Source organism: Citrobacter amalonaticus (genome assembly GCF_018252635.1).
GTDB classification, from domain to species: domain Bacteria; phylum Pseudomonadota; class Gammaproteobacteria; order Enterobacterales; family Enterobacteriaceae; genus Citrobacter_A; species Citrobacter_A amalonaticus_E.
In genome coordinates, this window is record NZ_JAGTXM010000001.1 from 822,157 (window position 1) to 840,645 (window position 18,489).

Annotated in this window: 21 protein-coding genes; 10 read left to right on the forward strand and 11 right to left on the reverse strand. The window is 56.3% G+C overall.

Annotated features, from left to right (window positions below; translation table 11 throughout):
• Window positions 1–42 precede the first annotated feature (42 nt).
• From sitD to KE671_RS03825, 4 genes are read right to left on the reverse strand one after another with little or no spacing between them, the layout of a single operon-like run.
• Complete coding sequence (gene sitD, locus KE671_RS03810; RefSeq protein ID WP_206161774.1) at window positions 43–891, reverse strand: metal ABC transporter permease; 849 nt, start codon at window positions 889–891, stop codon at window positions 43–45.
• Window positions 882–1,739: a metal ABC transporter permease gene (gene sitC, locus KE671_RS03815; RefSeq protein ID WP_206161775.1), complete on the reverse strand. Its 858-nt coding sequence runs from the start codon at window positions 1,737–1,739 to the stop codon at window positions 882–884. Before sitC ends, sitD begins: the two co-directional genes overlap by 10 nt.
• The gene (gene sitB, locus KE671_RS03820; RefSeq protein WP_206161776.1) at window positions 1,736–2,557 is read right to left on the reverse strand and encodes a manganese/iron ABC transporter ATP-binding protein; all 822 of its coding nucleotides are present in this window, start codon (window positions 2,555–2,557) and stop codon (window positions 1,736–1,738) included. The genes sitC and sitB overlap by 4 nt, the downstream gene beginning before the upstream one ends.
• Window positions 2,554–3,471 (reverse strand): metal ABC transporter substrate-binding protein, encoded by a 918-nt coding sequence (locus KE671_RS03825; protein WP_206161777.1) that lies wholly within the window; start codon window positions 3,469–3,471, stop codon window positions 2,554–2,556. The genes sitB and KE671_RS03825 overlap by 4 nt, the downstream gene beginning before the upstream one ends.
• Before the next feature lie 201 nt (window positions 3,472–3,672).
• Between KE671_RS03825 and KE671_RS03830 the strand changes: the two genes are divergently transcribed.
• Window positions 3,673–4,029 (forward strand): nitrous oxide-stimulated promoter family protein, encoded by a 357-nt coding sequence (locus KE671_RS03830; RefSeq protein WP_206161778.1) that lies wholly within the window; start codon window positions 3,673–3,675, stop codon window positions 4,027–4,029.
• Window positions 4,030–4,111: 82 nt separating this feature from the next.
• On the opposite strand, the gene flhA is transcribed toward KE671_RS03830, so the two are convergent.
• The 6 genes from flhA to hypA all read right to left on the reverse strand — a co-directional run bounded on the left by flhA (window position 4,112) and on the right by hypA (window position 9,976).
• A complete protein-coding gene (flhA, locus tag KE671_RS03835) occupies window positions 4,112–6,190 on the reverse strand; it encodes a formate hydrogenlyase transcriptional activator FlhA (protein ID WP_206161779.1) in 2,079 nt (692 codons plus the stop codon).
• A 168-nt stretch (window positions 6,191–6,358) separates the two neighbouring features.
• Window positions 6,359–7,369: a hydrogenase expression/formation protein HypE gene (hypE, locus tag KE671_RS03840; RefSeq protein WP_206161780.1), complete on the reverse strand. Its 1,011-nt coding sequence runs from the start codon at window positions 7,367–7,369 to the stop codon at window positions 6,359–6,361.
• The gene (gene hypD / locus KE671_RS03845) at window positions 7,366–8,487 is read right to left on the reverse strand and encodes a hydrogenase formation protein HypD (protein ID WP_206161781.1); all 1,122 of its coding nucleotides are present in this window, start codon (window positions 8,485–8,487) and stop codon (window positions 7,366–7,368) included. Before hypD ends, hypE begins: the two co-directional genes overlap by 4 nt.
• Window positions 8,487–8,759 carry a HypC/HybG/HupF family hydrogenase formation chaperone gene (locus KE671_RS03850; RefSeq protein WP_206161918.1) on the reverse strand — a complete coding sequence of 91 codons (273 nt, stop codon included), beginning with the start codon at window positions 8,757–8,759 and terminating at the stop codon, window positions 8,487–8,489. Before KE671_RS03850 ends, hypD begins: the two co-directional genes overlap by 1 nt.
• Complete coding sequence (hypB, locus tag KE671_RS03855; protein ID WP_206161782.1) at window positions 8,750–9,622, reverse strand: hydrogenase nickel incorporation protein HypB; 873 nt, start codon at window positions 9,620–9,622, stop codon at window positions 8,750–8,752. The genes KE671_RS03850 and hypB overlap by 10 nt, the downstream gene beginning before the upstream one ends.
• Before the next feature lie 3 nt (window positions 9,623–9,625).
• The gene (gene hypA / locus KE671_RS03860) at window positions 9,626–9,976 is read right to left on the reverse strand and encodes a hydrogenase maturation nickel metallochaperone HypA (RefSeq protein WP_042322631.1); all 351 of its coding nucleotides are present in this window, start codon (window positions 9,974–9,976) and stop codon (window positions 9,626–9,628) included.
• A gap of 210 nt (window positions 9,977–10,186) precedes the next feature.
• Between hypA and hycA the strand changes: the two genes are divergently transcribed.
• The 9 genes from hycA (at window position 10,187) to hycI (ending at window position 18,055) form a co-directional block, all read left to right on the forward strand.
• Entirely contained in the window at window positions 10,187–10,648 is a 462-nt protein-coding gene (gene hycA / locus KE671_RS03865) for a formate hydrogenlyase regulator HycA (RefSeq protein ID WP_206161783.1), read from the forward strand.
• 136 nt (window positions 10,649–10,784) lie between these two features.
• The gene (gene hycB / locus KE671_RS03870; protein ID WP_206161784.1) at window positions 10,785–11,396 is read left to right on the forward strand and encodes a 4Fe-4S dicluster domain-containing protein; all 612 of its coding nucleotides are present in this window, start codon (window positions 10,785–10,787) and stop codon (window positions 11,394–11,396) included.
• On the forward strand, window positions 11,393–13,219 hold the full coding sequence (hycC, locus tag KE671_RS03875) for a formate hydrogenlyase subunit 3 (protein ID WP_206161785.1): 1,827 nt from the start codon (window positions 11,393–11,395) through the stop codon (window positions 13,217–13,219). The genes hycB and hycC overlap by 4 nt, the downstream gene beginning before the upstream one ends.
• Before the next feature lie 2 nt (window positions 13,220–13,221).
• Complete coding sequence (locus KE671_RS03880) at window positions 13,222–14,145, forward strand: respiratory chain complex I subunit 1 family protein (protein ID WP_206161786.1); 924 nt, start codon at window positions 13,222–13,224, stop codon at window positions 14,143–14,145.
• Between the two features lie 17 nt (window positions 14,146–14,162).
• Window positions 14,163–15,872: an NADH-quinone oxidoreductase subunit C gene (gene hycE / locus KE671_RS03885; protein WP_206161787.1), complete on the forward strand. Its 1,710-nt coding sequence runs from the start codon at window positions 14,163–14,165 to the stop codon at window positions 15,870–15,872.
• A gap of 9 nt (window positions 15,873–15,881) precedes the next feature.
• The gene (locus KE671_RS03890; RefSeq protein WP_206161788.1) at window positions 15,882–16,424 is read left to right on the forward strand and encodes a formate hydrogenlyase complex iron-sulfur subunit; all 543 of its coding nucleotides are present in this window, start codon (window positions 15,882–15,884) and stop codon (window positions 16,422–16,424) included.
• The gene (gene hycG / locus KE671_RS03895) at window positions 16,424–17,191 is read left to right on the forward strand and encodes an NADH-quinone oxidoreductase subunit B family protein (protein ID WP_206161789.1); all 768 of its coding nucleotides are present in this window, start codon (window positions 16,424–16,426) and stop codon (window positions 17,189–17,191) included. Before KE671_RS03890 ends, hycG begins: the two co-directional genes overlap by 1 nt.
• Window positions 17,188–17,598, forward strand: coding sequence for a formate hydrogenlyase maturation HycH family protein (locus tag KE671_RS03900; RefSeq protein ID WP_206161790.1), 411 nt, complete (start codon window positions 17,188–17,190; stop codon window positions 17,596–17,598). The genes hycG and KE671_RS03900 overlap by 4 nt, the downstream gene beginning before the upstream one ends.
• The gene (gene hycI, locus KE671_RS03905) at window positions 17,591–18,055 is read left to right on the forward strand and encodes a hydrogenase maturation peptidase HycI (protein WP_206161791.1); all 465 of its coding nucleotides are present in this window, start codon (window positions 17,591–17,593) and stop codon (window positions 18,053–18,055) included. Before KE671_RS03900 ends, hycI begins: the two co-directional genes overlap by 8 nt.
• A gap of 26 nt (window positions 18,056–18,081) precedes the next feature.
• On the opposite strand, the gene KE671_RS03910 is transcribed toward hycI, so the two are convergent.
• Window positions 18,082–18,333, reverse strand: coding sequence for a SymE family type I addiction module toxin (locus tag KE671_RS03910; protein ID WP_206161792.1), 252 nt, complete (start codon window positions 18,331–18,333; stop codon window positions 18,082–18,084).
• Between the last annotated feature and the right edge of the window lie 156 nt (window positions 18,334–18,489).

The following is an 18,489-nucleotide window of genomic DNA, read 5'->3' on the forward strand; positions in this document are numbered from 1 at the left end:
CCAGGATCGCCGACTTCTCGATCCTTCTTCCGTTTCAGAATTTTACAGCGATTGTTGTTGTCGCAACTCAGAACGCCGGTCGCGTAATGCGGCAAAAACAAACGCACCGATAAAGATAACGGTGAACAGTACGACGATCGTGGGAGCGGGAGCGCTGTCGAGGAAAAACGACAGGTAAACGCCCATAAATGAGGTGATCACCGCCAGGGTTGTTGCCAGTAACAGCGCGTGGGCAAAGCGTCGGGTGAGGAGAATGGCAATAGCGCCTGGGGCGATCAACAAGGAGATCGATAAAATGATCCCCACCGATTTCAGCGTTGCCACGATGGTTAGCGCAATCATGCACAGCAGTCCGTAATGCAGCAAGGTCGTATTAAGCCCGCTGGCTTTCGCCTGATGCGGATCGAAAGCGTGCAGCAGCAGGTCTTTCCACTTGAATGTCATGATTAGGGCAATACCCAGTGCAATGAACGCCGTTTGCCCAATATCGCTCAGCGAAATCCCTAACATGTCGCCGAACAGAATATGATCGAGATGAACCTCTGACTGGATAGAGACATAAAGCACCAGTCCGGCGCCAAACATCCCTGAAAAGACGATCCCCATGAGGGTGTCGCGTTTGATACGGCTGTTATCGTCGAGATAACCGGTCGCTACGGCGCAGAACAGGCCCGCAATAAACGCCCCAATCGCCAGCGGGATGCCAACGATATACGCCAGCACAATTCCCGGAAAGACCGCATGGCTCATGGCGTCGCCCATCAATGCCCAGCCTTTCAGGACCAGAAATACCGACAGCAGCGCGCAGGGAATCGCCACGATGGCAGAAATAGTCAGCGCGTTTACCATAAACTCGAACTGGAAAGGTTCCAGTAACGTGGTTAAGAACATGACGGCTCCTTACTGCGTGCGCGACGGCGGTTCGCCAGCAGCCCGTGTTTGGGGGCAAAAACGAATGCCAGCAGAAACAGCAACGTTTGCAGTATCACAATGATCCCGCCCGTGGCACCGTCCAGCCAGTAGCTGAGCCAGGCGCCGAAGAAGCTGGTCATACTGCCGATCGCAACGGCAATCATAAGAAGACGTGGAAAGCGATCGGTCAGTAGCCAGGCGGTGGCACCAGGCGTCACGACCAGGCAGATCACCAGAAAGGCCCCCACGGTTTGCAGTGCGGCCACGGTGGACACCGATAACAGAGTGAAAAACAGCAGCTTCAGACGCCCCGGATTGAGGCCAATGGAGCGGGCGTGGTTTTCATCGAAAAAGGTGACCATCAGATCCTTCCACTTCAGCAGCAAGATGAGCAGAGAAACCGTGCCGATAATCGCCAGTTGCACAATATCTTCCGGCGCGATGGCCAGCACGTTGCCGAGAATGATGGTTTGAATATTCACTGACATCGGATTGAGCGACACCATAAACAGCCCGATGCCAAAGAATGACGAGAAGATCAGGCCAATAATGGCATCTTCTTTAAGCCGCGAGCGCTGGTTCAAAAACAGCATACTGCCTGCCGCCAGGCCGCCGGAGAGAAAGGCGCCGAGCGAGAAGGGCAAGCCGAGCATGTACGCCCCGGCAACGCCAGGCACGATGGAGTGCGACAGCGCATCGCCAATCAACGACCAGCCTTTAAGCATTAGATAGCAGGAGAGAAAGGCGCACAGACCGCCAACCATCGCCGATACCCACATCGCATTGAGCATGTACTGATAACCAAAAGGCTCTGTCAGCCAGTTCATGATGGCTCTCCGCTGCCTGTTATACGTCGGGAGATAAACGGGCGTTCATCGTCGGTAATAATGTGTTCTTCGCCGCCGCTGAGCGCAACGTGGCGCAGAACACCGCTGAACGCCAGCTCGAGGTTTTCGGCGGTAAAGGTGGTATCCGTCGGCCCGCTCGCCAGCACGGTGCCTTTGATCATCACCGTATAATCGCAGAACTCGGTGACTGAACCGAGATTATGAGTGGAGACCAGCATGGTACGCCCCTCATCGCGTAACTCGCGTAACAGCGCAATAATGCGCGCTTCGGTTTTAACGTCGACACCGGTAAAAGGCTCATCAAGCAGAATGACCTGACCATCCTGGGCAATGGCTCTGGCGAGGAAGACCCGTTTTTTCTGCCCGCCGGAAAGCTCGCCAATCTGCCGGTAGCGGTATTCCAGCATATCCACCCGCGCCAGCGCAGCGTCAACACTGGCATGATCCTGATCCTTCGGGCGACGTAGCCAGCCCATGTGTCCGTAGCGGCCCATCATTACGACGTCTTCCACCAGTACCGGGAATGACCAGTCGACCTCTTCGGATTGTGGAACGTAAGCAATCAGATTCTGTTTCAGCGCGTTATTCACCGGCTGTTGCAGGATAGAAATCTCGCCGGCGGCCAGGCGGACAAAGCCCATCAGTGCCTTAAACAACGTTGATTTTCCCGACCCGTTGACCCCCACCAGCGCGGCAATCGAACCGCCTGGTACCTGAAAACTTGTATCGCGCAATGCGGTATGACCATTGCGATACGTCACCGTCACCTGATTCACGGTAATCGCAGATTGGCTCATTGTTGACTCCTCATTCCGTCATTGATACCGCTCACGATGGTTTCGGTCGTCACACGTAGCAGGTCGAGCCAGGTGGGGACGGGACCATCAGCGGCACTCAGTGAATCGACATACAGCACGCCGCCGTAATGCGCACCGGCTTCTCGTGCGACCTGACGCGCCGGTTTATCGGATACCGTACTTTCGCTGAACACGGTCGGGATCTGATGTTTTCTGATCGCATCGATCACTTTACGGACCTGTTTTGGCGTTCCCTGCTGATCGGCATTGATCGGCCAGAGGTAGAGCTCTTTCAGGCCGTTGTCTCGGGCGAGATAAGAAAATGCTCCTTCACTGGTCACCAGCCAGCGCTTATCGGCAGGAATGGCAGCCAGCGCCGCGCGTAAAGGTTGCATGGTCTGACGGATCTGCGTTTTATAACGTTCCGCATTTTTCTGATAGGTGGCGGCGTTTACCGGATCGTATTTCATGAGCGCGTTGCGGATATTGTCGACGTAAATCAGGGCATTTTCTTCCGACATCCAGGCATGAGGATTGGGTTTACCGCTGTACGGGCCTTCGCTGATACCCATCGGTTTTATGCCATCGGAGACCGTTACCTCCGGCACACCGGACAGATTCTGATAGAAACGAGCAAACCACAGTTCCAGATTCAGACCGTTAGACAGAATGAGCTGTGCTCCTTGCGCCCGTTTTATGTCGCCGGGTGTGGGTTGATATTCATGAATTTCAGCGCCGGGTTTGGTGATGGAACTGACCTCTGCGGCATCACCCGCCACGTTTTTCGCCATATCAGCGATGACCGTGAAAGTAGTGATGACGTTGAACTTCTCCTTGGCGTACGCGGGTGACAACGCGAACAGAGTCAGCACAGTAGCCAGCAGAGACGATGTCAGACGGGGCAGGTGTGGCATAGTATCCCTCGTAAATAAGTGGTTAATTATCCATCGAATATAGCCTTTGCTATGTTATATAGCACAAGGCATATATAAAGATAGTGTTAAATGAAAATAATTCTTATTTAATCTCAAGTGGGAGGTGTCACCTTTGGGTGATAGTGTCGCGGGAGTTTAAGTTGTAGAATAAATGCAGCTTAATATTGCGGAGGGCGCATCATGTCCGGCAAGCGAATCGCTCGCGAAAAACTGACGATTAAAAAGATGATCGCGCTGTATGAGAGTCAGTGCCCGCAGGCCTCCGATGAATCGGGGCATTACGACGCGTTGTTTGCTTATGCGCAAAAGCGTCTGGACAGGTGCGTTTTTGGCGAGGAGAAACCAGCCTGTAAACAGTGTCCGGTGCACTGCTATCAGCCAGCAAAACGTGAAGAGATGAAACAGATCATGCGCTGGGCGGGGCCAAGAATGCTCTGGCGTCATCCGATCCTGACCGTTCGTCATCTTATCGACGATAAACGTCCCGTCCCGGAACTGCCGGAAAAATATCAGCGTAAGAAGGGAAGAGCCGGATGACGGCTTGCGCCTTATCCGGCCTACAAGAGTGCGGTCGTTTTAGCCGACCCCGGATGAATAAGACGCCATCCGGCCTGGCAACTTAAACCAGCGCGTCTTTATCAATACCCAGCCGCTTCATGCGCGACAGTAGCGTTGTGCGCTTGAGTCCCAGTCGCTGAGCCGCGCCTTTCGGACCCGCCACCACGCCGTTGGTCTCTTTCAGCACCCGCATAATGAGCTGATATTCGTCCTCTCCTTCCTGGGCGACTTCGGGCGCAACGTGTGGTGCGCCTGGTGAGAGCATGCCGATATCTGGCAGCGAGAGTTGCAGCACGCTTCCCCGGGTCAGCAAAACGGCACGCTCAACCACGTTCTCCAGTTCACGCACGTTACCCGGCCACTCCATATTGCTGAGGATGCGCAGGGTTTCCGCCGGGATGCTGTCGATGTTACGTCCCAGGCGGCGAGCGATTTTAAAGGTGAACGCTTTCACCAACAGAGGGATATCTTCCGGGCGTTCGCGCAGCGGCGGAAGCTGGATCGGAAAAACGTTGAGGCGGTAGTAGAGATCGCTACGGAACTCGCGATCCTCGACCATTTTTTTCAGGTTACGGTTGGTGGCGGCGATCAGACGCACGTCGGTCTGGATCAGCTTATTACTGCCCAGACGCTCAAATTCCTGTTCCTGTAAAACGCGCAGGAGCTTAGGCTGTAATTCCAGCGGCATATCTCCCACTTCATCCAGGAACAATGAACTTTTATCTGCCAGCTCAAAGCGGCCAATGCGCTGCGCACTGGCGCCGGTGAAGGCGCCGCGCTCGTGGCCGAACAGGTCGCTCTCCAGCAGTCCGGCGGGCATCGCCGCACAGTTCATCTTCACCATCCGTCGCGCATTACGTCCGCTCAGATTATGGATTGCGCGGGCAATCAACTCTTTTCCGGTGCCGGTTTCCCCAAGGATCAACACGGTGCTGTCGCTCTGGGCCACCATCTCAACCTGTTTGAGCACGCTGTACATGGCGTCGCTGCGCCCGATGATTTCGCCAAACTCGCTGTCGACATTATTGAGCTGTTCGGTAAGCGCCAGGTTTTCATCCACCAGCCGTTCTTTCAGACGATGGATTTCCTGATAGGCAAGGGCATTATCCACGGCGATAGCTACACGCCCGGCAATCTGGCGTAGCAGGTTCAGGTTGGCGGTGGTAAACACTTTTTCTTCACACTGCGCCAGCTTGAGCACGCCGAGCATGGTGTTGCCCGACATCAGCGGCAGCAGGCACAGCGTCTGAATCTGGTTGCCCCACGTATCGAACAGCATGCGTTCATACGGGGCCAGCACGTCCCGTTCGTTCAGGTTAATCAGCAGCATCTCTTTGCTTTTAAACACCCGTTCTGTCAGGGTGCCCGCTTCATCTACTTCGCTTTGTTCGTGCGCAGGATGATTTTCATCGAGGTAGTGAGTGGAATAGATGCTGAGCTTATTTTTACGGTGACTGCGCAGGACAATGCTGATGTCGTCGATATTGAAATAGTGATGGATCTCTTTGGCGACCTCGCTCACCAGTTCATCCATGTCGAGCCGTGAGAGTACGGCGTTGGTGATAGCGACCAGAATACGAAAGTTATCGCGTTCGCGGCACAAGAGATCGTAATCGACGTTGTTCGTGACCCGGCACTGAATTTGCTCCGCCACCACGCCGACAATCTGGGTGAAGGTTTGCAGACGCTCGTACTCTTTTTCGCTCCAGGGACGATCGTCGTTGCGGATAAATTCGCAGCCGCCAAAAATGCGCCCATCCGCCGCCAGCGGCAGCAGGCAGTAGTGGCCAAATGGCGCATAAAGTCCACTACCAGCCAGTTGCGGCCAGGTTTCTGAAAACTCGTGATAATTGCAGTGCAGGGCTTCGGGGCGAGAGAGAATACGGCGGACCGGGCCGTGGGCCAGCACGGTTTCATCTTCGTAGATGACGGGTTTGCCGTTATCGTGCGTGGCGTACCAGGACGCCCGCTGAGTCTGCGCTTGCCACAACACAATCGCCGCGCTGTCGGCAAGCGCCGAGCGCTTTACCAGTTGCGAAAGCGCCTCACTTAGCGATTGCAGGTCGGGCTGCTGTAACAATGTGCGAGTGATGTCGAACAATCCTTGCTGCCCGAGATCGCTCATCGGTGTATACGACATATTGCTTTTCCAGGAAAGTACCGCAGTGCGGTGCGAAAAAGAAACTAAATTATAGATAGAGATACTCGATTTCCGCCGGATGGCGGCAAAATAGCCTTATCCGGCCTACGGTACAAAAGCGTGTGTAGGCCAGATAAGGCGAAGCCGCCATCCGGCATAATGACAGAATTAACAAATACGTGGCAGCGGTTCGGCATGCGGTAAATCCAGCGTGCGTTTCACGCCGTAAAGACCGGCCAGACGCACACCTTTACGTTCAACCACTTCGCCAATCAGTGCCGCATCGCGTCCCAGCGGATGGGCATGCAATGCCGCAAGCACCTGCCCGGCCGCCTGCCGCTCAACACCAATCACCAGCTTGCCTTCGTTAGCGAAGTTAAGCGCATCCAGACCCAACAGTTCACATACTCCACGGACCGCGGCCTTCACGGGAAGTGCAGATTCGGACAGTTCAATCCCGCAACCGCAGGTGGCAGCAAACTCATGGACGACCGCGTTAACACCGCCACGGGTGGCGTCGCGCAGGGCTTTCACGCCGGGTATATCACGCAACGACTGAATCAGCGGCGTTAATACCGCGCAATCGCTAACCAGTTCGCCATCCAGCCCCAGTTGTTCACGCAGATTAAGAATCGTAGCGCCGTGATCGCCCAGCGTCCCGCTGACCAGCAGCACATCGCCTGCACTCAGGGTTTGTGCGCCCCAGTGAAGGTTGGCCGGAATCGCCCCCATCCCCGCAGTATTGATGAATAATTTGTCCGCTGCGCCACGTTGAACCACTTTTGTATCGCCGGTGACGATGGCGATATTGGCCTCACGTGCGGTGGCGGCCATGCTGTTTACCACGCTTTTCAGCGTCTCCATCGGCAGCCCTTCTTCGAGGATAAAGCCGCAGGAGAGATAGCGAGGGATTGCGCCGCTGACGGCGACGTCATTGGCGGTACCGCAGATTGCCAACTTGCCGATGTTGCCGCCGGGGAAGAACAGCGGGTCAATGACATAGCTGTCGGTGGAGAATGCCAGCCGATCGCCTTCCGCCACCAGTTGCGCCAGTTCCAGACGGGCCTGGTCTTCCTGCTCCGCCAGCCACGGGTTGGCAAAGGCCTCCATAAACAGGCTGTTAATCAGCTGCTGCATGGCCTGACCGCCGCTGCCGTGGGCGAGTTGTACGCTGTTCATGCTTCACACTCCTGCTGACGATACTGATACCAGGCGGCGCATGCGCCTTCTGAAGAGACCATCAGTGCGCCGAAGGCGGTCTCTGGATTACAGGTCTTGCCAAACAACGGGCACTGGTGCGGTTTACATTTCCCGGTCAGTACTTCGCCGCAGCGGGCGCGAGGATCGTCATAAACCTGCTGCGGCGCCGGGCGGAAATGCGCCTCGGCATCAAAACGCTGATAATCGGGCGTCAAATGCACGCCGGACGATTCAATCACCCCCAGACCGCGCCACTCGCTGTCGCCTGTGACGCAAAATACGTCGGCAATAGCCTGTTGCGCCAACAGGTTACCGGCGTCCGGCACCACGCGGCGGTACTGGTTCTCGACCAGGCTGTGGGCCGCTATTTTCTGCTCAACCAGCATCACGACGCCTTGCAGTAGATCAAGCGGTTCGAATCCAGCGACCACCAGCGGACGATGAAACTCGCTGGCAATAAAATGATAGGCGTCGGTACCGATCACCATGCTGACGTGGCCCGGCGCGAGGAACGCGTCAATGCCGTTATCGGGCTGTTCCAGCAGGCTGCGCAGGGTAGGAATGAGGGTGATGTGCTGGCAGAAGAAATAAAAGTTCTGCACATCGCGCTGTTTAGCCTGCTGCAATGTAATCGCGGTTGTCGGCATCGTTGTTTCAAAGCCAAGACCGAAAAATACGACTTTGCGCGTGGGGTTTTCCTGCGCCAGTTTGAGCGCATCCATCGGCGAGTAGACGATGCGAATGTCCGCACCGCGCGCTTTCGCCTGCAACAGCGAGCCTTGTTTCCCTGGCACGCGCATGGCGTCGCCAAAGGTACAGAAAATCACCTCCGGGTGGCTGGCAATTTCTACGCAGCTGTCGATACGTCCCATCGGCAACACGCAGACCGGACAGCCCGGGCCATGGATAAACTCCACGTTATCAGGGAGCAACTGGTCGAGACCAAATTTGAAGATCGCGTGCGTATGACCGCCACAGACTTCCATAATGCGCAACGGACGTTCGGCAGTGTAAGGCAGATGCGCGGCGCGTTCACGCAGGTGCTCAATCAGTTGCATCACCTGTTCCGGCGCGCGGTATTCGTCAACAAAACGCATTATTTTACCTCGCCATACAGCAAAGCGCCGACGTCCGGCTCAACATCAAACATGTTCTGGAGCGCATCGAGCGTGTCGCGCGCTTCGGCTTCGTTAATCACGCTCATGGCAAAACCGACGTGGACCAGTACCCACTGGCCCAGACGAGGTTCACCGTGCTCATCGCAACTGCCGACCAGCGTCAGATCGACGTCGCGCTGAATGCCGCAAACGTCGACTTTCGCCAGGTTACCTTCAATGGTGCGGATTTGGCCGGGAACGCCTATGCACATCGCTGTGCCTCCAGCCAGTTCAGCCACTGATCCATCCCTTCGCCGCTGGTGGCGGAAATCAGGATGATATCAATGTCCGGGTTCACTTCCCGGGCGCTGGCTATGCACTTCTCAACGTCGAAATTCAGGTACGGCAGCAGGTCGACTTTGTTGAGCAACATCAGCGAGGCGGCGGCGAACATATGCGGATATTTCAGCGGCTTATCTTCACCTTCGGTGACCGAAAGCACCGCCACTTTATGGCGTTCGCCAAGATCAAAACTCGCCGGGCAGACAAGGTTGCCGACGTTTTCGATAAACAGAATGCCGCGGTCTTCGAGCGGCAGGCGCGGCGCGGCATCGGCAATCATCTGCGCATCAAGGTGGCAGCCTTTGCCGGTGTTGACCTGAATGGCCGGCGTGCCGGTAGCACGAATGCGGGCGGCATCGTTGACCGTCTGCTGGTCACCTTCAATGACGGCGCACGGGATGCTGTCTTTCAGCTTCATTAGCGTTTCAGTGAGCAGCGTCGTTTTACCGGACCCAGGGCTGGAGACGAGATTGAGCACCAGTTGTTGGCGCGCGGCGAAGCGGGCGCGATTGCGTTCGGCCAGGCGGTTGTTCTTATCCAGTACATCAATTTCCACTTCCAACATACGCCGCTGGCTCATGCCTGGCGCGTGGGTTCCCGCTTCACCGTGACCGTAGTGCAGATCGCCTTCTTCGGTCTGGCTCGGGGTGAATTCAGACGTTTTGATGCCGGTAATATTCAGCGCCGGGCGAGCTGCCGGGGCAAAAGGCGCGCTGCGAAACGCGGAATGAGGGTTATGCTCATCACCCTCTATATAAAGGTTGCCTTCAGCGCAACCGCATGTTGTACACATCGCTCACTCCTGATCTATTTCTATTCGTCGAATCTGTAATCCGTCATCGGCCACGATCTGCAACGTGTCGCTATTGCATTGCGGACAGCGGCGTACGCGTTGGGTCAGTAAGGTGACGTATTGCTGACAGGATTCACACCAGCATTCGGCTTCTTGTTCCTCGAGGTGCAGTTTACAACCTTCCGCAACGGTGCCACGGCATACCAGATCAAAACAAAAGGAGAGAGCGCTGGTTTCTACGCAAGAAAATGCGCCAATTTTGAGCCAGACCCCAGTTATCCGTTTTGCGCCGTGCGCGACGGCCTGTTGTTCGATCAATTCCAGTGCCCGCTGGCAAAGGGTAATTTCGTGCATAGTGCCTCCCGATGTAATGGGCAGGGATAAGCAATAACTATGCCAGCCTGAAAATTGGTTGCGTTTGTCGATGACGATGATGACGAAATGACATGTCATCCTGGCGTCGACAGCCGTCATTTATTTTTAAATTCATGTAAAAACAAATAGTTAAAGATTGGCATGGAAAATGCTTATGGCAGGCTATCTCTGTTAAACGGGTAACCTGACATGACTATTTGGGAAATAAGCGAAAAAGCCGACTACATCGCGCAGCGGCACCGTCGCCTACAGGACCAGTGGCATATTTACTGCAACTCGCTGGTTCAGGGGATCACCCTGTCGAAAGCGCGTTTGCATCATGCAATGAGCTGCGCGCCGGATAAAGATCTCTGCTTCGTTTTGTTCGAACACTTTCGTATTTACGTCACGATGGCGGATGGCTTTAACAGCCACACCATTGAGTATTACGTCGAGACAAAAGATGGCGAAGATAAGCAACTGATTGCACAGGCACAATTGAGCATTGACGGTAAAGTGGACGAACGGGTCAGCAACCGTGAGCGTGAGCAGGTGCTGGAACACTATCTCGATAAAATCGCCAGCGTCTATGACCGGCTGTATGCCGCCGTCGAAAGCGGGTCGCCGATCAATTTGAGCCAACTGGTGGCGGGACAAAACCCGGCGGCCTGACCCCGGCGTTTTGCATCGTGACGTCGCCTCATTGGTCGTCACGACGATTTAAGGGACAGACGTGTCGATAGGTGTCGAAACCGACATTTCATCGGCATGTTTTCGTCAAAAATGACTATCACCTGAGGAATGCCTGGTGAATCGTTTTGTAATTGCTGACTCCACGCTCTGTATCGGTTGCCACACCTGTGAGGCTGCCTGTTCAGAGACGCATCGCCAGCACGGCTTGCAGTCTATGCCGCGTCTGAAAGTGATGCTGAATGAAAAAGAATCTGCGCCGCAGCTTTGCCACCACTGTGAAGATGCCCCCTGTGCCACCGTGTGTCCGGTTAATGCGATTAACCGGGTGGAAGGTGCCGTACAGCTTAATGAAAGCCTGTGCGTGAGCTGCAAACTTTGCGGTATCGCCTGTCCGTTTGGCGCGATCGAATTTTCCGGCAGCCGTCCGCTGCATATCCCGGCCAACGCCAATACGTCGAAAGCGCCGCCTGCGCCACCGGCACCGGCTCGCGTCAGCACGCTGCTGGACTGGGTCCCGGGCGTACGCGCCATCGCGGTGAAATGCGATCTGTGCAGCTTTGATGAACAAGGTCCGGCGTGCGTGCGGATGTGTCCAACGAAAGCCCTGCATCTGGTGAACAACATGGATATCGCCCGCGCCAGCAAACGCAAACGTGAGCTGACTTTCAATACTGACTTCGGCGATCTCTCTTTGTTTCAGCAGGCTCAGAGTGGGGATGCAAAATGAGCGCAATTTCACTGATCGTAAGTGGCGTGGCCTGGTTTGCCGCCGCCGCCGTCCTGGCATTTCTGTTCTCTTTTCATAAAGCGCTGAGCGGCTGGGTAGCCGGCGTAGGCGGTGCGGTGGGGAGCTTGTGTACCGCCGCGGCGGGTTTCTCCGTGCTCATCAACGCTGTCGCGGTGCGCGGCGTAATGCCGTTTATTAGTCATAGCGTGCAAATCACCCCGCTGAATGCCGTCTGGCTGATTACGCTGGGGCTATGTGGACTGTTCGTCAGTCTGTACAACATCGACTGGCATCGCCATCCGCAGGTCAACGCCAACGGTCTGTTGGTGAATCTGCTGATGGCGGCGGCGGTGTGCGCGGTTGCCGCCAGCAATCTCGGCACGCTGGTGGTGATGGCGGAAATTATGGCGCTGTGTGCGGTGTTCCTGACCGGATGCAGTAAAGAAGGCAAGCTGTGGTTCGCGCTGGGGCGTCTCGGCACGCTGCTGCTGGCGATTGCCTGCTGGCTGGTGTGGCAGCGCTACGGCACGCTGGAATTACGTCTGCTCGATCTGCGTACACAGGAACTGCCGCTGGGCTCTGACATCTGGCTGCTCGGCGTGGCGGGCTTTGGTCTGCTGGCCGGGATTATTCCTCTGCACGGATGGGTGCCACAAGCACATGCGAACGCCAGCGCGCCGGCGGCGGCCCTGTTCTCCACCGTGGTGATGAAGGTCGGGCTGCTGGGCATTCTCTCGTTATCGCTGATTGGCGGTAATGCGCCGCTATGGTGGGGTGTGTTACTGCTGGTTCTCGGCATGATCACCGCATTTGTCGGCGGTCTGTATGCGCTGATGGAGCATAATATTCAGCGCCTGCTGGCGTATCACACATTAGAAAACATCGGCATTATCCTGCTTGGTCTCGGCGCAGGCGTGACCGGAATTGCTCTCAAGCAACCGGCGCTGATTGCCCTTGGCCTGACCGGTGGTCTCTATCACCTGGTGAACCACAGCCTGTTCAAAAGCGTGCTGTTTCTCGGTGCGGGCAGCATCTGGTTTCGTACCGGACATCGCGATATCGAAAAACTGGGCGGCATCGGCAAACGCATGCCGATCATTTCCATTGCGATGCTGATTGGCCTGATGGCAATGGCTGCACTGCCGCCGCTGAATGGCTTTGCGGGCGAGTGGGTGATTTACCAGTCCTTCTTCAAACTAGGCAACAGCGGCGCGTTTATTGGTCGTCTGCTGGGGCCATTACTGGCGGTCGGACTGGCGATTACCGGTGCGCTGGCGGTGATGTGCATGGCGAAAGTGTATGGCGTTACCTTCCTCGGCGCGCCGCGCACGAAAGAGGCGGAAAACGCCTGCTGTGCGCCGATCCTGATGGGCGTCAGCGTCGTGGCGCTGGCGATTTGCTGTGTAGTCGGCGGGGTTGCTGCGCCGTGGCTGTTGCCGCTGCTGGCGACAGCCGTACCGCTTCCGCTGGAAACCGCCAATACCACCGTATCGCAACCCATGATCACGCTGCTGCTGATCGCCTGTCCGCTACTGCCGTTCATCATCATGGCGATGTTCAAAGGCAACCGTCTGCCATCGCGTTCACGCGGGACGGCATGGGTCTGCGGTTACGACCACGAGCAGTCGATGGTCATTACCGCGCACGGTTTCGCGATGCCGGTGAAAGAAGCCTTTGCACCGGTTCTCAAACTGCGTAAGTGGCTCAACCCGGTAGCGTGGGTACCGGGCTGGCAGAGCGCGGCGGTACCGGTGCTGTTCCGCCGCCTGGCGCTGATCGAACTGGCCGTGCTGGTGGTGATTGTGGTTTCACGAGGAGCCTGAGAATGAGTGTTTTATATCCGTTAATTCAGGCGCTGGTGTTATTTGCCGCTGCGCCGCTGCTATCCGGCGTGACGCGCGTGGCGCGTGCCCGTCTGCACAATCGTCGTGGTCCGGGCGTATTGCAGGAGTACCGTGATCTGATCAAGCTGCTGGGTCGTCAGAGCGTCGCGCCAGCGGATGCAGGCTGGGTCTTTCGTCTGACGCCGTTTGTGATGGTGGGGGTCATGCTAACCATTGCTACCGCGCTGCCGGTGGTGACCGTGGGGTCGCCATTACCGCAACTGGGCGATTTGATCACGTTGATTTATCTGTTTGCCATTGCCCGTTTCTTCTTTTCCATTGCCGGTCTGGATACCGGTAGCCCGTTCACGGCGATCGGCGCGAGCCGCGAAGCGATGCTCGGCGTGCTGGTGGAGCCGATCCTGCTGCTGGGGTTGTGGGTTGCCGCACAGGTCGCGGGTTCCACTCATATCAGCAATATCACCGGGACAATCTATCACTGGCCATCAGCCGGTAGTATTCCGCTGATTTTGGCACTGTGCGCCTGTGCGTTCGCCACCTTTATCGAAATGGGCAAGCTGCCGTTCGATCTCGCGGAAGCGGAGCAGGAGCTACAGGAAGGGCCGCTGACCGAATACAGCGGCAGCGGTTTTGCGGTGCTGAAGTGGGGTATCAGTCTGAAACAGCTGGTGGTCCTGCAAATGTTTGTCGGGGTATTCCTGCCGTGGGGACAGATGGAAACATTCAGCGCAGGTGGACTGCTGCTGGCGTTGGTGTTTGCCATCGTTAAGCTGCTGGTCGGCGTACTGGTGATTGCCCTGTTCGAAAACAGCATGGCGCGTCTGCGTTTTTGCGCCACTTCACGTGTGACCTGGGCCGGTTTTGGGTTTGCGTTTTTAGCGTTCGTCTCCTTGCTGGTGGCGTGATTTAAGAGAGTTTAGATATGAATGAAGAAAAATCAGGTCAACAATACCTTGCCGCTCTGCACCAGGCGTTTCCTGGCGTGGTGCTGGACGAAGCCTGGCAGACCCGCGATCAACTGACCATCACCGTGAAGGTCAACTCTCTGCCGGAAGTGGTCGAATTCCTCTACTACAAGCAGGGCGGATGGCTCTCGGTGCTGTTCGGCAACGATGAACGCCAGCTGTGTGGTCACTACGCGGTGTATTACGTGCTGTCGATGGAGCAGGGCACCAAATGCTGGATTACCGTCCGTGTGGAAGTGGATGCCAATAAGCTGGAATTCCCGTCCGTCACGCCGCGCGTGCCGGCTGCTGTCTGGGGCGAGCGCGAAGTACGCGACATGTACGGTCTGATCCCGGTTGGTCTGCCGGACGAACGCCGTCTGGTGCTGCCGGATGACTGGCCGGACGAACTCTATCCGCTGCGTAAGGACAGCATGGATTATCGCCAGCGCCCGGCACCGACCACCGATGCGGAAACCTACGAGTTCATCAACGAACTGGGTGACAAAAAAAATAACGTGGTGCCGATTGGCCCGCTGCACGTCACTTCGGATGAACCGGGGCACTTCCGCCTGTTTGTAGACGGCGAAAATATTATCGACGCCGATTACCGCCTGTTCTATGTCCATCGCGGCATGGAAAAGCTGGCGGAAACCCGGATGGGTTACAACGAAGTCACCTTCCTGTCGGATCGCGTCTGCGGGATCTGCGGTTTTGCGCACAGCACCGCATATACCACCTCCGTTGAAAATGCGATGGGCATCGTGGTGCCGGAACGCGCACAGATGATCCGCGCCATTCTGCTGGAGGTGGAGCGTCTGCACTCCCACCTGCTGAACCTCGGCCTGGCCTGTCACTTCACCGGTTTTGACTCCGGCTTTATGCAGTTCTTCCGCGTACGCGAAACCTCCATGAAGATGGCGGAGATCCTGACCGGAGCGCGTAAGACCTACGGTCTGAACCTGATCGGCGGGATTCGTCGCGATCTGCTGAAAGCGGACATGATTCAGACCCGCAAACTGGCGCAGCAGATGCGTCGCGACGTGCAGGAACTGGTGGATATGCTGCTCAGTACGCCGAACATGGAACAGCGCACCGTGGGAATTGGTCGTCTGGATCCAGAAATTGCGCGTGATTTCAGTAATGTTGGACCGATGGTTCGCGCCAGCGGTCACGCCCGCGACACCCGCGCCGACCACCCGTTTGTTGGTTACGGCCTGCTGCCAATGACGGTTCACAGCGAACAGGGCTGCGATGTGATCTCGCGTCTGAAGGTGCGCATTAACGAAGTCTATACCGCGCTGAATATGATCGACTTCGGTCTGGACAACTTGCCCGGCGGTCCGCTGATGGTGGAAGGCTTCACCTACATTCCGCATCGCTTTGCGCTGGGCTTCTCCGAAGCGCCGCGCGGTGACGATATTCACTGGAGCATGACCGGCGACAACCAAAAGCTGTACCGCTGGCGCTGTCGTGCGGCGACTTACGCCAACTGGCCGACTCTGCGTTATATGCTGCGCGGCAACACCGTTTCTGATGCGCCGCTGATTATTGGTAGCCTTGACCCTTGCTACTCCTGCACCGACCGCATGACCGTGGTAGATGTGCGTAAGAAGAAGAGCAAAGTCGTGCCATACAAAGAACTTGAGCGCTACAGCATTGAGCGTAAAAACTCGCCGCTGAAATAAGGAATCGCCATGTTTACCTTTATCAAAAAAGTCATCAAAACCGGCGCGCCGACTTCATCTTATCCGCTGGAGCCGATTGCGGTTGATAAAAACTTCCGCGGTAAGCCGGAGCACAATCCGCAGCAATGCATTGGCTGCGCGGCCTGTGTAAATGCCTGCCCGTCGAATGCGCTGACGGTAGAAACCGATCTGGCCAGCGGCGAACTGGCCTGGCAGTTCAACCTTGGACGCTGCATTTTCTGCGCCCGCTGTGAAGAAGTATGCCCGACGGCGGCGATCAAGCTGTCGCAAGAGTATGAACTGGCGGTGTGGAAGAAAGAGGATTTCCTTCAGCAGTCTCGTTTTGCGCTGTGCAACTGCCGCGTATGCCATCGTCCTTTCGCTGTCCAGAAAGAGATTGATTACGCCATTACGCTGCTTAAGCACAACGGCGACAGCCGTGCGGAACATCACCGTGAAAGCTTTGAGACCTGCCCGGACTGCAAGCGTCAGAAGTGCCTGGTGCCGTCCGACCGAATTGAACTGACTCGCCATATGAAAGAGGCCTGCTGATGAGCCATTTATTAGGTCCGCGTGACGCGAACGGTATTCCGGTACCGATGACGGTGGAGGAGTCCATCGCCAGCATGAAGGCGTCATTACTGAAAAACATCAAGCGTTCAGCCTATGTTTACCGTGTGGACTGCGGCGGCTGTAACGGCTGTGAAATTGAAATTTTCGCGACCTTATCGCCGTTGTTCGACGCCGAGCGCTTCGGTATCAAAGTTGTACCGTCACCGCGTCATGCCGACATTCTGCTGTTCACCGGCGCGGTTACCCGTGCAATGCGCTCTCCGGCGCTGCGTGCCTGGCAGTCTGCGCCCGATCCGAAAATCTGTATCTCTTACGGCGCTTGCGGCAACAGCGGTGGCATCTTCCACGACCTGTACTGCGTCTGGGGCGGGACTGACAAAATTGTGCCGGTGGATGTGTATATTCCGGGATGCCCGCCGACGCCTGCGGCTACGCTGTACGGCTTTGCGATGGCGTTGGGCCTGCTGGAGCAGAAAATTCACGCTCGCGCGCCAGGCGAACTGGACGATCAGCCAGCGGAAATTTTGCATCCGGACATGGTTCAGCCGCTGCGTGTGAAGGTCGATCGCGAGGCGCGTCGGCTGGCCGGTTATCGCTATGGACGTCAGATTGCGGATGATTACCTGCGCCAGCTCGGTCAGGGTGAACATCAGGTGGCGCGCTGGCTGGAAGCGGAAAGCGATCCGCGCCTGACCGAGATCGTCACGCACCTGAATCAGGTTGTCGAAGAGGCGCGTATCCGATGAGTGAAACGGTGGTGTTCAGCCAACTGAGCCGTAAGTTTATTGATGAGAACGATGCAACGCCCGCCGAGGCGCAGCAGGTTGTCTATTACAGCCTGGCGATTGGTCACCATCTTGGGATCATCGACTGCCTGGAGGCTGCGCTGACCTGTCCGTGGGACGCCTATCTGGCGTGGATTGCCACGCTGGAAGAGGGCAGCGAGGCCCGTCGCAAGATGGAAGGGGTGCCGAAGTACGGCGAGATCGTCATCGATTTTAATCATGTGCAAATGCTGGCGCACGCGTTCGATCGTGCGCTTGTGGTACAAACCCCGGAGCAGCAGGCATGGAGTAAACAGATGCTCAGCATGCTGCACGATATTCATCAGGAGAGCGCTATTTACCTGATGGTAAGGAGGCACCGTGACTGACGTTTTATTGTGTGTTGGCAACAGCATGATGGGGGATGACGGCGCGGGGCCGCTGCTGGCAGAAAAATGCGCGGCGCAGGCGAAAGGCAACTGGGTGGTCATCGACGGGGGCAGTGCGCCGGAAAATGATATCGTGGCCATTCGCGAATTGCGCCCGGATCGTCTGCTGATCGTGGATGCCACCGACATGGGGTTGAATCCCGGCGAGATCCGCATTATCGATCCTGACGATATCGCCGAGATGTTCATGATGACGACCCACAATATGCCGCTGAATTATCTGGTTGATCAGCTTAAAGAAGACGTCGGCGAGGTTACCTTCCTCGGGATTCAGCCAGATATCGTCGGATTCTATTATCCTATGACTCAGCCAATTAAGGATGCCGTCGACACCGTTTACCAGCGTCTCGACGGCTGGGAGGGTCACGGCGGCTTCGCGGAATTAGACGCGTCGTGATATTCATGCCGGGTGACGGTCTGGCCTCATCCGGCCTGTTCTTCTCTCACCTGTTCGATCACTAATTTCCCCTGCATTACCGCCACATTGACAATGGTGCCGGTCGGGAAACCCGCCTGTTCCAGCCAGTCGCCATTAATGGTTAACGACGCATGCCGGCTATAGCGGCGCGTATTGCCGGTTTTCGGATCTTCATGGCGCTTTCTGACATAGCTCACCTTTAAACGACGAAACGGTCTGATGATAGCGGCGTCAGGACTGGCAGTCTCAATAGTCATAAACGGTTCCTTGTTACACACGAGTAAATGAAAATACCTGTATAAAATGCCAGTAAAAAAGGGAAGGGGCAAACCGGAAACTGGAAGGGAGATAACGGAAACGGAATGCAAATAATGTAACGAGGGAAGAGAGGAGCGGATAGCGCGAGCGCCATC